This is a genomic window from Neobacillus drentensis (assembly GCF_036962125.1).
GTDB classification, from domain to species: domain Bacteria; phylum Bacillota; class Bacilli; order Bacillales; family Cytobacillaceae; genus Neobacillus; species Neobacillus drentensis_B.
The window spans coordinates 56331-69985 of record NZ_JBALOA010000032.1; the positions used below are offsets into that span (position 1 = coordinate 56331).

Consider the following 13655-nt stretch of genomic DNA (forward strand, 5'->3'; position numbering starts at 1 on the left):
AATGGGCCAACTGGGTTCTAAAACCTTCAATAGAGATTTTTTTTACTAAAAGGAATAATGACTGGAGGCTATAAAAAAATCTTTTGACCTTTTTCTAAAAGAAATTTTTCATAGTGAACTTCTGTACTTCAATCATAGCGTTCTACTAAATCCATTATTTTTTCAAGTATTTGATTTTTATTCGGTTCATTATTAGCTACACATCTATTCCTTATTCCCCAGGGGTTCCCAACAAAAAAGTCCACCATATACGAAAGACCGATTCAAATAATTCAATAAATATAGAATATTATGATATAATAATTAATTGTAAACCTAATAGATTAAATAAATAATTGGAGTGTTTTTATGCCTATCCAACGTAGTGGTCCTGTTCCTCCTTTTTTTGAATACGTAACAAGCAAATCACTAGTCCCACATACTAATGGTAACACAACAAGTATTATTTCAAACTTAGGTGTCCATGAGTGGGTTGAAATCCCAAGATATCAACGAGGCATCTCATGGGAGATGGAAAATGTTGAGGAGTTTTTAAGTTCCCCTTCTATTTTATTGGGAAATGTTATATTGGCTCAGTTTCAACATAATGGGCAGTTTCCCAACTTACAATCTGGTAATTATCTTATATTAGTAGATGGCCTTCAAAGGTTTTCAGTCGGTACAATGTTATTAGCAATACTACACAATAAAGTATTCTATGCCAATGCACCATATCATTCCTCTAATTCAGATTTCTTTAATAATCTAATAGCAAGAGTTTTTCCTCTTTCACCGGTTTACTTACATAACGATTACGAGTTTCTTAATCACCCAAGGAAGGCAATAGCAAATCAATATAAACGACTAAGAGATGTAGTAGAGAATTATGTTGAAAGGATGTTAAGTGGGGGAAATGGATTACGATTGTCACAATCCATCCAACAAACATTTCTTAATAGACAAGTGGCCGTAGATATTTATTTTAATTTTAATGGACCTATTGAAATTATGAATACATTTTTAGGAATTAATACCATAAGGGTTGACTTAGGTCCTGTTGATTTACTAAGAGCCCTAATTGTCGAAAAAGGTTCTACATCTGGTTGGACGCCAATTCAAATAGATGATATTGAAAATGACTTTACAGCTATATTTACAAACAACGATAAACCGGATTCCAGTTTACTACCTTTTGTTAATGTTCTTCTTAGAACATTGCGTTCTAACGCAATCAGAGTATTCCCATCTTGGAGCGGAAATTTGCAGATAGCAGAAGTAGATGACTTTCTAGATTTTATTCAGGCCTTTAAGAATCAAGCACAGAATGGATATTTCCAAGAAATAAAAGAATGTGGTGCTATCCCTTATGCAATTCTTATGTCCTTCTACTATACAAACATTGTACATCACGGAGCACAAAGACCCTCGTTCTTATCTGGTGGAAATGCTGAAGACACTGAATTAAAATCTTTATTGATTGCAAGTTATAGGGTCTTATTAGATGGGACAATTGGCCGAACCAGAGTGTACGCTGAACAAATAATGGAAGGGACACTTACCCATTCATTGCAAGGGATTGCTGACTTAATATCTAAAGATTTTATTGGTAAAAAAACACAACAGCCACTTGATTGGCAATGGCTCGTCTCAAATCTTAATAAAGTGGATAAAAATAAATCAAAGCGCGTATTTAACGCAATGTTATTACCTGATCGGGGAACAGTTATAACGAACTTTTATGCAATATGTTTTGGTAGATCTGCGGTAAATTTTCATATTGATCACCTTATTCCTCAGAGTCTTCTTAGTAATGCACAGGGAGATGAGGGAGAAACTCTAAGGAACTTTGCGCCGTTACCCCAAAGTCAAAATAGAGCGGCTAAAGCAACACATTGTTCTTCGAAGTTATCACCAAATGGAATTTATGCAAATTACCTCTTGGGAGGAAGTCATTATCCACATCCTTACTGTGAATGGTTAGTGAATAACTACCATACATTTACAACACCATCTGATTTGGATAGACCTGAATTATTAGAACTTAATCAGAATCCTGATATAGGTACAGAAAGAATTCAATTCATTGCTGATGTGTTAATTAGTAAAATATAAAATTGGATCAAAAGGGATGTCCTTTAATGGATGTACTATTTTATATTAATTTCACTAGAAAATAATATAAAATAGTACTCTCCTAACTTAAATATTACTTATATTATTACTGATTGATAGATCGGCCAAATTTGTCTTCGTGTTCTCTAAGTACTGCAAAGGAATTAAGAAATTCTCTTTTTTCGTTTAGTGTAAGCGTCTTGTTCACCCCCCCAACAAACTAATATCTTTTACAACCAAAATAGTTAATCCTATTTCTACTGTTATTCCACCTCATCTGCATCCTCATCGGATAAATCATGTAAAAAGTACGAATGTTTATGCGAGTCTAATTAACTATGTTTCCTATTATACCTTTGCCGTTATGTAGAAATTTGTAAATTTCTGTCCGCAAAATGACCATCACAAACATACTATCTGATATTGAAACTTTAAATGACAAAGACAAAGAATATACTCTAGATTTTCTGACTCGATATTTTACACCTTCTGTTTCTCAGCAAGGTGCATTAATCAATGAATTAAGAGAAAGAAAATTTTCTAGTGGATTTCATTGTCGTCATTGCGGAAGTTTGTCAGTTGTCAGATATGGCAAAAGAAATGGTCGTCAAAGGTACAAATGCAAGGATTGTTCAAAGTTAAGTAGTGACCTTACTAATTCACCTATGTATCGCTCTAAAAAAGCGGACAAATGGATTAACTTTATTGAATGTATGTTACAAGGTCTATCCTTGCGAAAAACAGCTAAAATTGTTGGAATTACACACGTAACTGCATTTTATTGGAGACATAAAGTGTTATCAGCGTAAGCGAAAGAACATATTAATTCATTTGAAGGAATTGTTGAAGTAGATGAAACATATTTCTTGGAGAGTTCTAAAGGTCGGAACCCCATTTCAAATCGTAAATCCAGGAAACGTGGTGGCTCCGCAACTAAAAGAGGGATTTCTGATGAACAAGTATGCGTTTTAGTTGCAAGTGACCGAAATAAGACCACGCTATCTAGGCGAGTAGGCTCCGGAAGGATTTTCACTGAACAAATAGATGAAACTCTTACACCGTATTTGCCGGCAGATACGGTGATTATTTCCGATCCCACAATTCGTACAAGTCATACACTGCTAAGAACGCCTTAGAACACGTAGTTATTAATGGCAATAAGAAAGAATACGTCGAAAAAGGCATTTATCATTTGAATAATATAAACAATTACCACTCTAGACTAAAAGAAATGGATACAGCGTTTCAACGGTGTATCCACGAAGTATTTGCAGCTATATTTAGTTTGGTTCCAGTTCCTTGATAATAGAAAAATGGAAAGCGATTAAGCAAGAAGAAATCAATGCTGATTTTGGCAAGTGTTTTCGGCACTTGGGAAACTTCTAAAACATTAAGACTACGAGAAATAGCATTTTGATAAATTTTTCACTTGCCTTTTACATATTATGGTACCATTTATAAAAATAGGTTCTCTGGATAGAGTGACCTAAAGGGAGATAATGAAGTGAGAATGCAAACCAAAGTATTATGTATTAAAACTTCTATTAATATCGACGATAGTGAAAAGATAGACTATAAAGAAGGGAAAGAATACAAAGCTGAAATTATCGGTGATGATATTCTTATAGAAGATGAATTAAGTGAAATGTGCTTACCTGGACAAACAGCCAAGGAAGCAGTTAGGTTGGGGGCTCAAGAAAAGGAAAATGGACAATGGGATGACTGGTTTAACGAGCATTTCAGATTTATAGATTAATAATAATTCATTACGGGGAGAATTTAATTGTGGATAAAACTCAAGTTTTAGTTTACTTTAGCTTGTCTGGAGATGAATTTCCGATAGATAACGTAACTGAAAGATTAGAATTAACACCTACTAATGCTTATACAAAAGGTGATTTAATTACTAATAGTTCCACTGCAAGATACAGAAAAGAGACAAGTTGGGATTTAGGAACAGGTTATCAAGTATCTCTTGATGTTAACGACCAACTTCAAGAAATTATAGATAAGATACAAAACAAGACAACCATCATTAATGACATAAAAGCAGATTACTCTATTGATTGTAAATTCTTCATCGTGATAAAAATTGAAGAGGGAAATACCCCTGCTTTATATCTGAGCAAAGACATTATAAAGTTTGCATCAAGCATTGGAGCTGAATTCGATTTAGATTTATACTCTAATCCTTATGTAACTGACTTAAAAAATTAGCAAAGGACCAGATTTGGTCCTTTTAATTTTATCAATATCAACCTTTATCTTTAACATAGCCTAAAATAATAATCTAATCAGCGTAGCTGGCCTCACCAAAAAATATCATCCATCGGTGGAATCGGTCTATTTTCTATTTCCCTTACTTCCTCTGTGATTTCTTCTGTACAATTAACAATTACTTTTTCAATAAATGTTCTCCGATAACCGGTATCATGCATGATGCTTCGAATATAATTGTGGGCAACGTTTACTATTTCTTTATTATTTCTAGTCGAAAAACGTCCTTTAGCCACTAGCCCCGATCCTTCAATGATTAAATGCACTTCCAAGTTAAATTCCATAAGTTTTCACCTTCTAATTATTCTGTACTTTTATTATAGAACAAATGTTCTAATTTGTTGCAAAAAAAAATCAAGGATTACTTTTCCAAGCCTGATTTTTGCGTGGGTTATCCTCCATATATGATAGAATAATGGGAAAAAAGTTAGGTAGGTGAAGCAAGGTGATCCATTCCCCTTATTTAAGAAGTGTAGTTTTAAAGAAAGAGGATGTACCTGCATTTACTCAATATCCATTTAATCTTCCTAGTATTCGGTCATTAAATCAGCTCCCCTTTCATCCCAAGGTTACCTACCTGGTTGGTGAGAATGGAATGGGAAAATCCACCTTATTGGAGGCAATCGCCGTTTGCTTAGGTTTTAATCCAGAAGGTGGATCGTTTAACTTTAACTTTTCTACGTTTGACTCCCATTCTGAATTAACAAACTATCTCCAATTGATTAAGGGGGTTGATAAGCCAAGAGACGGTTTCTTCCTACGTGCGGAAAGCTTTTATAATGTGGCATCCAATATTGAGAAATTAGATCAGGGGGGTGGCGGGCCGAAGATCATCAACTCTTTTGGTGGACAATCCCTTCATGAACAATCACATGGAGAGGCCTTCTTCTCCACCTTTATTCATAGGTTTGGAGGGAATGGAATCTATATCCTTGATGAACCTGAGGCAGCTCTTTCTCCCTTACGGCAAATGTCAATGTTGACTAGAATCCATGACTTAGTGAATCAACACTCCCAACTAATTATTGCTACCCACTCACCAATCATTATGTCGTATCCAAATTCGCTTATATATGAACTGAGCGAAGATGGAATCCAAGAGAAAAAACTGGAAGAAACCAATCATTTTCAAATCATGAAACAGTTTTTAAATGACCCTAAAAGAATGCTTCATCATCTTTTGGAATCGGAAGTAGAGTTTTAACGGGGAAAAACAAAAGGAAGCACGCATTCCATGTGCTTCCTTTTGTACGACGGTTGAATTGTAAGGAACGCTAAATTCGTGCCAAAATAATCTCTAGCAAAATATTAATTTTCAATTTAATCTAATCTAGATTACAACAAATGATAAATTCCTTACTTTGTCTTGTTATGCTGCTTCCAAATGGCGTATTTGTCAGGAAGGCAGACTGCACATGGTCGATATCCTGCTGCAATGGCTGTTTGCTCGTCAGCAAAAAACACTCGATACTTCTCATACCCTCCTCTTTCAAGGGCACGTAATGCTACTCTACAGTCCATTCGGCCATAAATTTTGGTTCCTTTATGCCCACCATAAGTTCCAGGAGAATCACTCACAATGGGTTTGCGATCCGCACCTAGCAATTTGTATTTTTTCAGTGCTTGTTGTTCAATGAGACCCACGCTAGTTTTTTCCATATCATTTCCCCACTTCCTCATAGATTTCATTTGAGCATTAAAACTAATGCAACAACTGTTTATACTCTTATGAAATAATTCTACAAAACTGAAATAAGCACTCTATGAATTGAAAATTTCCAATTCAAAATAAGTTTACATAATATAATTATTTACTTCAAAACAGCAAGATCCTTTATAATGTTCACTGTTCAGCAAGAATTGCTGTTATTGAACCATTTTTTTCATCCAACAGTTTCACCTCTTAAGATTAATTCATTATTATTTTCTATCTATACATTCAATTTTCCTTCATCAATTAAGCTGCTTCTTTAGCATAATAAGAAAAGCCGCCAAAATGACAGCTCTGATTTCTTGTTTCCGTATTCAAGAAGCAGTATTTGGACAATAATTCCTCTAAATACCCGTTAATGAGGAATTATTCCATTCACCGCAGCGGCTGAATATTGATATAGCTAATCCCTAATGTGTAATTACCCTAACTGGCGTTTAAATGCTTTACTGGCGAAGAAGTAAGCTATGACCGTGATACCGACGCACCAGGCAAGCGCGATCCAGATATCGTTGCCAACAGACCCTTCATACAAAAGGGCTCGAATCGCATTCACGATTGAAGTCACTGGCTGGTTCTCAGCGAACGCACGGACAATTTTAGGCATAGTATCGGTAGGGACAAAGGCCGAACTGATAAACGGCAGGAAAATCAGCGGATACGAGTAGGCTGTCGCACCTTCCATTGACCCTGCTGTCAATCCGGGAATGACCGCCAGCCATGTCAACGCCAGCATAAACAGCCCGACTATCCCAGCTACGGCGAGCCAATCCAGGATACCAGCACTGGAACGGAAGCCCAGCAAGAGCGCGATGAGGATAACCACAACGACAGTAAGCGCATTGGAAACAAGTGAAGTCAACACGTGAGCCCACAATACCGAGGAACGGTTGATGGGCATGGTAATGAAACGCGCCATCAGTCCGCTCTTTACATCGTTAAACAATCGTAAGGAAGTGTAAGCGACGCCTGAAGCGATCGCCATCAGTAAGATTCCCGGCAATAAATAATTGACATAGTTATCCGTACCTGTCTCTATGGCGCCGCCAAATACGTAGACAAACAGCAGCATCATCATAATCGGCGTAATCGCTACCGTAATAATCGTATCCGGGCTTCGCATGATGTTGAGCATTAATCGTCCTAGTATTACCCCTGTTTTGCTTTTCATTTACATATCCTCCTTTTTTCCGATAATCGCGAGGAAAATTTCCTCCAATGTTGGCTGCTTCTCGATATACTCTACTTTCGATGGCGGGAACATCTCTTTGAGTTCTTTAAGGGTACCAGTTGTGATGATTTTTCCGCCATGCAGGATGCCGATATGGTCCGCCAGTTGTTCGGCTTCCTCCAGATACTGGGTCGTCAGCAAGATGGTCGTGCCGCCGCCGGCAAGCTCCTTGATGGTATCCCAGACTTCAATCCGCGCTTCGGGGTCAAGCCCTGTCGTCGGTTCGTCGAGAAAAATGACTTTTGGCGTCCCAATCAGGCTCATGGCGATGTCAAGCCGGCGCTTCATCCCGCCGGAATACTTATCCACCCTGCGGTTGGACGCATCGACCAGGCTGAATCTTGCAAGCTGATTGTCAGCGACTTGAGCAGGATTGGAAACTCCTCGCAACTTGGCGATCATCATCAGGTTTTCCCTTCCTGTGAGCATGCCGTCTAAAGCTGCGAACTGTCCTGTTAGGCTGATGCTCTGGCGAACATGATCCGGTTGACGCTGAACGTCAAAGCCGCAAATACCGACTTCGCCTCCATCGGGCTTCATCAACGTCGAAAGGATATTGACCATCGTCGTCTTGCCCGCTCCATTTGAGCCCAGCAGGGCGAAAATTTCGCCACGCCGCACCTCAAAATCCACCCCTTTTAAGACTTCCTTATCTTTGAAGGATTTTTTAAGTCCTTTTACAGAAATCACTGCATTGCTCATACTTTTTTCCTCCTTATAATAAGCGCAACAAAGCACTAGATTGGCTATACTCCACTACTCTGTCTGACTGATATTCTGTATTACTTACTACTAGGTTAAAAATATAACTGAATAGTGAAGGTGACACATTTCTTTGTAACCAGCTATTCAGTCGAAAATATCTATTTAATTTACTTTTATCCAATCGCTTTATGATACGCTGATTCAAATTTCACGATCCTTGTAGACATAGTTTTTTAATGGTAGCCACTAGTTCGTAGGAAAGGAAACCAAGTCGTCCCCAGTGACTGTTTGCGTGGTTAATGTCGATGCTAGGCGAAACTCCAATTGGAATTCACCGTTAGCCACGACCAATCGTATCATTCAATTTCTTGCGATATTTGTCCTTCCAAGTATGCTCATCCTTCACCAATTCGTCGCAGAAAGCAGCCACGTCCTCGCCCGTAAGGTCAGTGACTTTCTTACCTTCCGCTGCTCCTTCCTCGAAGAGGTCGAGAATTCCGATAAAGATACGGCTGCTGTCCTTCCAGTCAGTGGGACCACCACCAGCAGTCCACATATATTTTTGGATAGCTTTGTAAGCGTTGCGGTACTCACTTGGAAGTGCCTTCGCACGCGCTTCCATCTCCCTCCATTCCCGCTTGTCATCCAGACTTCCGATAATTTTTTCAAAAATATTCATTTTACTTCTCTCCTTTTAATATTATTTTTGACTTAAGTTCGTTAATTTTACTTGAGATGAAATCCCATTTTTCCCAAAAAACCTCAAGCTTCTCTTGACCTGCTGCGTTGAGTCTGTAAAATTTTCTCGGCGGACCCATAGTGGATGGCTTTTTCTCGATGTCCACTAGATTGTTTTTCTCAAGCCTCATGGTAATCGTATAAACTGTGCCTTCAACCACATCAGCGAAGCCAAGTTCTCGCAGCTGTTGCGTGATTTCATAGCCGTAAGTTTCGCCTCGGCTGATGATTTCAAGCACACAACCTTCAAGCACCCCTTTCAGCATTTCCGTAATGTTTTCCATTCTTTACCTCCATTTATATTTTACTTATATTTTTTCAGTACTCAGTAACACAGGTATTTTGTGTTACTGATATTCAGTATTACTTATTACCAGTATATAGTATTACCAACTAGCGTCACTTGTCAATAAATCTTTTCACCAAAAAGCCCTTTTTTCAACTTCAAAGGTGTTTTTATCAAAATATGACAGCTTAGACTATAGCCAAAGGATAGGCTTATCAATAAGTTTCTGAAGAAATATAATTAAACTACAACTTCAACAAGAAAAAATGACCGCCACAGCGACCATCTTCCTTAACAAAAGCACCCGTTAGCTTAACAAGTACCTTCTGGAAACATTCGTCAAAGTTGCACACTAATTTTCTATAACAAAGTGAACTAAACAAACTACAAATACATATAAATGCCTATAGAGTTTTTAATGACTATGTACTTGTTCGATGCGGCTGTCGTGTCAATGCTGAATTTTTAAAAAAAACAACTTCTCTATCTTTCCTGAACAGGTAACAAACATTTCAGCAAGCTTATGCTGCGAGGGAGGTAAGTAATTTGCCGTTTAAACCACATCCCAATAATACTGCTATTGTAATCACAGACCCACAAAATGACTTTATGAGTCCTGGGGGAAGAGGCTATCATCTGACTAAAGGAACTATTGAACGAAACAATACCATACAAAAACTTGAACTATTAATGAGAACTGCCATTAATAAGGGATACCAACTTTTCATATCGCCCCATTATTTATACCCTCATGATTATGGCTGGCAATTTACAGGAAATGAACAAAAGATGCTATTAGGTCTTAGAATGTATCAAGTGGCAAATGCGTACACACCACCGTCATTTGGAGCTGATTTTGTTCATTCTTTCAAACCTTATATTTTTGATAGAAGAACCGTCATTGCAACTCCTCACAAGGTTGCCAGCCCACAAACAAATGACTTGGAATATCAGTTACGACAACATAGAAAAGAGAAGATAATTATTGCAGGGGTGCTTTCCAACGTTTGTGTAGAGTCCCATATGAGGCATCTAATCGAAACTGGTTTTGAAACAGCTGTTGTATACGATGCCACCGCAACAATTAGTGAAGAGGATTTTCAAGCTGCCGTTACCAATTATAAAGCATTTGCCAGTGCTACTTGGACGACACAGGAGGCTATTTCAAACTTATAAATCATTCCCCAATGGTAATTTCCTATACAACTTGTCTGAACTGTCCCCAAGTGGTTACTTGGTCAGAATAAGAGCTTGGAATAACGGATGAATTTAGATAGCACAACCCCCTCCAATCTGTTCGGAGGGGGCTATTCTTGCTTGGCACAAACATAAAAGAGCCATTTCCATTCTTCAACTAAACTACACCGTTAGTTCAACAAGAAAAAATGACCGCCGTAGCGATCATCGTCCTTAACAAAGCCTCCGTTAGTTAAACAGGCATTATAATAACTCACCGTACATTTCATATCTACCTAAAAATTCCTGTATTTCTTTTTTCACACTTTGCATATCTCCATATCCATCAACAGCCATTTCATAGTCTGCGTCTAATCCATTTATTTTTGAAAATATTTCATCTTCAATATTTCGTTCCCAAGCTAATCTATACATCAAAGTTACCACTTGTTGAATTTCGATTTCTTTTTTCTCAAATGATTTGCACAGAAGACCTAGTATAACTTTTGATGCAGTTTCTATGTAATTTCCTCTGGTAATTTCACTCAAAAGGCTGATAACGTCAACTATTTTTTTATTACTCGATAACGAAACTTCGTACAATTGATTCGGAATTTCAGAAGAGTCCAATTGTAATATGGTTAAATCAACCCATTCAACTACTTTAGGAAGTTTAAAATACCCTATACCCAATCCAAGTTGATATACAGCCACCTTCCCCGACAAGTTCAGCATTTTTTAACTCCACCGTTCACTAAATAATTTACTTTAATTCTAGCATATTTTACTTCAACTAACCTGCCCGTTACTTTAAGTACAATTCTTCACAATATCTTCCTAATTTTAGCATAATACCATAACTGTATTAATCAACAATCTGGCCCGATTGTTGAAGATTTTAAGCCTAATTCCTCTAAAATACGAAAAGGATTAAGCTTTTTTATTTTTTATTCTTTCACATTGTTAGTCTCCATTTTCGTGACGTTATCCATCAGTAATTGTATTGGTGATAAGTGTAAATCTGATGTCGATTACTGGTAAAAACCTGACAAAAATTATACATTCTTATGGCCAAAATTGATTGCTTTATTACTCTGATAATTCATGTAATTAAAAGTGAATGTATGAAAAAACAAAAAATGACTCAGCTAGATGTTTCAAGCATAATATTGTCACAAACAATTTTAAGCATAATGATATAATAGTGACATTTTTATGCTTTAAGTAACAACTGTGTGACTTATCCCATTTTTTGCCATTAATTAACCCATAATACCGCCAGACATTGATATGCCTATGTTTAAACGACTTTTTAATGCGACAAAATATTACTTATCATTAAAAAAATGGTCATACCTTAAAGAAAAAACTAAAATTTATGATTTTAGGCAAGGATATGCGTCGATTCAATACTCTCGGCATGAATATAAGTTATTCAAAAAGCACTGAAATAATAAAAAGGAGAGTTAAAAAACTCTCTTTTTCTGTGTTATTGTTCTACTCTCCATTGAGCTATATCATTAATAATTTTTTCAACAAAGTTTATGATTTTGTTCATTCTTGTTTCTTTGGGAAGATCTATACTTTTTTATATAACGCTTATTAACCTATTCTTATCCATAATACATATGTTCTTATCGAAATTTCGGTTTCATTACTAATAATCTTTTTAAGTTAAAAATAGGATGTAAAAATTCTATAAAAAAAAAATAGAAAAGTTTTTTAAAAGAACCTTCAAATCTATGTTGTTTCTCTAAATAATTCGGATTTCTATGTTGTTTTTTATCATCTCCCTCCAGAATGAATATTTGTAGTAAAAAAATGGATTTTAATATAGATAAATGTCAAAATCTATCCTACACTTGGTATTAATTAATTACTCTTCCAGTAGAACTTAATTTTAAGAATTTTGCTCTAAAGTATTCAGGGTCAATCTTTTTTTGTATAAGCTTAAAAAATCGTTCATCATGAGTGGAGATGATTAATTGTTTCTTTAGTCCAAAACAAATTATTCTTAACAAATCAATAAATGATAAAATATTTAACCCGTCTAAATGTTGAATTGGGTCGTCCATTAATATAGTTTCAATTTCTTCTGTGTTTTCCAGTGCACTTGCCAAAAATATACTCAAGGAAAGTATATTTACTTGAGCAGAACTTAAATACAAAATAGGAGCCTCAGAGTTACTTTTATTGTCCTTAGTTTCACACATTATATTTAAGCCTAATCCATCTTTAGAAGTTTCATCAAATTTAAACATTATTTCAGCAACATTAGGATGGGGATCTATCATTTGAAATATTTTATTTACGCTATCCAGATTAAATACATTGTTTATTTTCTGTTTAATATACTCCAAAGAAGTAGTTTTTATTGTCTTTATTTCTTTTCTAATTTTTCTTAAATGTTGATATTCTTTATTAAATTTATTAAGATCCTGTTCTTTTGTGATTTTTAATGTGTTGTTTATATGTGTGTTTAAATTATTTATTACTTCGTTTAATAATTCATTTTGTTTGCTATTTCCTTCAATTTGGAATTGCAAATAATCGAATTCTTTTCGTAATTGTTCTTCTAATATATTGTCATCTCCGAAATAACGAATATATTTATCTGAATATATATTAATTGTTTCTTGATAATCTTTTAATTCTTTTTCGGTTTTATTGATGTCACCTGTTATTTCTGTAAAACTTTTCTCCTGAGTTTTATATTGCTGAATATATTCATTTATTGTTCCTAATTCTTCATTTAAGATTCTAACCTTACTAATTAGTTCCTCCTTATTTTGTTGTAACTCAACATAATCCTTAGAACCAATTTTATTATTTAATTTCATGTATCGTGTATACACTTGTAATAAAGATAATTTTCTTGTTTGCATTTCGATTTGATCCAATAACTCTGTTTTTACATTTTTCTTATGATGAAGTTTATTAATCTCCATATGTAAATCTTTGTTCACGATATTGATTCTTGTGACCTCAAATGCAATTTTATTTTGTTCCTCTATACCTGCTGCAATTAATTCCTGTACTACTTTTTCTTGTTCAAAGGAGTCATTTGTATTTATCCCTAACTCAATTGCTAGGAGCTTTAAGTTATTTAAATCATGTTGCATTTCATATATATTCATTTGCTTTTCAGTTTTATTTAATTGAAGGGTGTTAACTTTTTGACTTATAGCAATTATTCTTTCATCAATATTTTGAATCTCAAATAATAGTTTTTCATTAAACCTATTTAGGTATTCCTCTATCTTAGAATCAAGTGCGGTTTTTTCAATGTTCATATCTCTTAATTCTACACTTAAATTTTCAACCTCTAAAAGTTCATCTTTTCCATTACTGATTTGCAGCATAAGATTTTCAAAGTTTTGATATTCTTGGCTGCACAAAGGGCATATACATGATTTCGAACGGTTTAGTATATCTATACC

General features: G+C 35.4%; 13 protein-coding genes and 1 pseudogene. 6 read left to right on the forward strand and 8 right to left on the reverse strand.

Translation table 11 applies throughout. From position 1 onward, the window contains the following. Nucleotides 1–348 precede the first annotated feature (348 nt). From V7121_RS22200 to V7121_RS22215, 4 genes and pseudogenes are all read left to right on the forward strand, one after another. Entirely contained in the window at nt 349–2091 is a 1743-nt protein-coding gene (locus tag V7121_RS22200; RefSeq protein WP_335547874.1) for a DUF262 domain-containing protein, read from the forward strand. A 395-nt stretch (nt 2092–2486) separates the two neighbouring features. Further along, nucleotides 2487–3508: pseudogene (locus V7121_RS22205) on the forward strand (IS1595 family transposase). Nucleotides 3509–3595: 87 nt separating this feature from the next. After that, nucleotides 3596–3847: a hypothetical protein gene (locus tag V7121_RS22210; RefSeq protein ID WP_335547876.1), complete on the forward strand. Its 252-nt coding sequence runs from the start codon at nt 3596–3598 to the stop codon at nt 3845–3847. A gap of 29 nt (nt 3848–3876) precedes the next feature. After that, on the forward strand, nt 3877–4308 hold the full coding sequence (locus V7121_RS22215; protein WP_335547878.1) for a DUF4279 domain-containing protein: 432 nt from the start codon (nt 3877–3879) through the stop codon (nt 4306–4308). A 92-nt stretch (nt 4309–4400) separates the two neighbouring features. On the opposite strand, the gene V7121_RS22220 is transcribed toward V7121_RS22215, so the two are convergent. Further along, the gene (locus V7121_RS22220; RefSeq protein WP_335547880.1) at nt 4401–4652 is read right to left on the reverse strand and encodes a hypothetical protein; all 252 of its coding nucleotides are present in this window, start codon (nt 4650–4652) and stop codon (nt 4401–4403) included. 161 nt (nt 4653–4813) lie between these two features. Between V7121_RS22220 and V7121_RS22225 the strand changes: the two genes are divergently transcribed. Next, nucleotides 4814–5572: an AAA family ATPase gene (locus V7121_RS22225; protein WP_335547882.1), complete on the forward strand. Its 759-nt coding sequence runs from the start codon at nt 4814–4816 to the stop codon at nt 5570–5572. Between the two features lie 152 nt (nt 5573–5724). Here V7121_RS22225 and V7121_RS22230 read toward each other — a convergent pair whose 3' ends face one another. The 5 genes from V7121_RS22230 to V7121_RS22250 form a co-directional block, all read right to left on the reverse strand. Beyond that, entirely contained in the window at nt 5725–6027 is a 303-nt protein-coding gene (locus tag V7121_RS22230) for an Ada metal-binding domain-containing protein (RefSeq protein WP_335547884.1), read from the reverse strand. A gap of 473 nt (nt 6028–6500) precedes the next feature. Further along, nucleotides 6501–7250 carry an ABC transporter permease gene (locus tag V7121_RS22235; protein WP_335547886.1) on the reverse strand — a complete coding sequence of 250 codons (750 nt, stop codon included), beginning with the start codon at nt 7248–7250 and terminating at the stop codon, nt 6501–6503. Next, the gene (locus V7121_RS22240; protein ID WP_335495895.1) at nt 7251–8012 is read right to left on the reverse strand and encodes an ABC transporter ATP-binding protein; all 762 of its coding nucleotides are present in this window, start codon (nt 8010–8012) and stop codon (nt 7251–7253) included. It lies immediately after the preceding gene. A 340-nt stretch (nt 8013–8352) separates the two neighbouring features. Next, a complete protein-coding gene (locus V7121_RS22245; protein WP_335495893.1) occupies nt 8353–8694 on the reverse strand; it encodes a DUF1048 domain-containing protein in 342 nt (113 codons plus the stop codon). Nucleotide 8695: 1 nt separating this feature from the next. Next, nucleotides 8696–9037, reverse strand: coding sequence for a PadR family transcriptional regulator (locus V7121_RS22250; protein WP_335495891.1), 342 nt, complete (start codon nt 9035–9037; stop codon nt 8696–8698). Nucleotides 9038–9585: 548 nt separating this feature from the next. Between V7121_RS22250 and V7121_RS22255 the strand changes: the two genes are divergently transcribed. Beyond that, a complete protein-coding gene (locus tag V7121_RS22255) occupies nt 9586–10215 on the forward strand; it encodes an isochorismatase family cysteine hydrolase (RefSeq protein WP_179602073.1) in 630 nt (209 codons plus the stop codon). 264 nt (nt 10216–10479) lie between these two features. Here V7121_RS22255 and V7121_RS22260 read toward each other — a convergent pair whose 3' ends face one another. Together V7121_RS22260 and V7121_RS22265 are read right to left on the reverse strand one after the other, a co-directional pair. Then, nucleotides 10480–10950 carry a hypothetical protein gene (locus V7121_RS22260; RefSeq protein ID WP_335547888.1) on the reverse strand — a complete coding sequence of 157 codons (471 nt, stop codon included), beginning with the start codon at nt 10948–10950 and terminating at the stop codon, nt 10480–10482. Between the two features lie 1133 nt (nt 10951–12083). Further along, on the reverse strand, nt 12084–13655 hold a 1572-nt coding region (locus V7121_RS22265; RefSeq protein ID WP_335547890.1), incomplete at its 5' end, for a hypothetical protein.

Coding starts and splice junctions, on each gene's coding strand:
- V7121_RS22260 (WP_335547888.1), bottom strand. CDS start 10,950: ATGCTGAACTTGTCGGGGAAGGTGGCTGTATATCAACTTGGATTGGGT.
- V7121_RS22235 (WP_335547886.1), bottom strand. CDS start 7,250: ATGAAAAGCAAAACAGGGGTAATACTAGGACGATTAATGCTCAACATC.
- V7121_RS22200 (WP_335547874.1), top strand. CDS start 349: ATGCCTATCCAACGTAGTGGTCCTGTTCCTCCTTTTTTTGAATACGTA.
- V7121_RS22245 (WP_335495893.1), bottom strand. CDS start 8,694: ATGAATATTTTTGAAAAAATTATCGGAAGTCTGGATGACAAGCGGGAA.
- V7121_RS22240 (WP_335495895.1), bottom strand. CDS start 8,012: ATGAGCAATGCAGTGATTTCTGTAAAAGGACTTAAAAAATCCTTCAAA.
- V7121_RS22220 (WP_335547880.1), bottom strand. CDS start 4,652: ATGGAATTTAACTTGGAAGTGCATTTAATCATTGAAGGATCGGGGCTA.
- V7121_RS22250 (WP_335495891.1), bottom strand. CDS start 9,037: ATGGAAAACATTACGGAAATGCTGAAAGGGGTGCTTGAAGGTTGTGTG.
- V7121_RS22230 (WP_335547884.1), bottom strand. CDS start 6,027: ATGGAAAAAACTAGCGTGGGTCTCATTGAACAACAAGCACTGAAAAAA.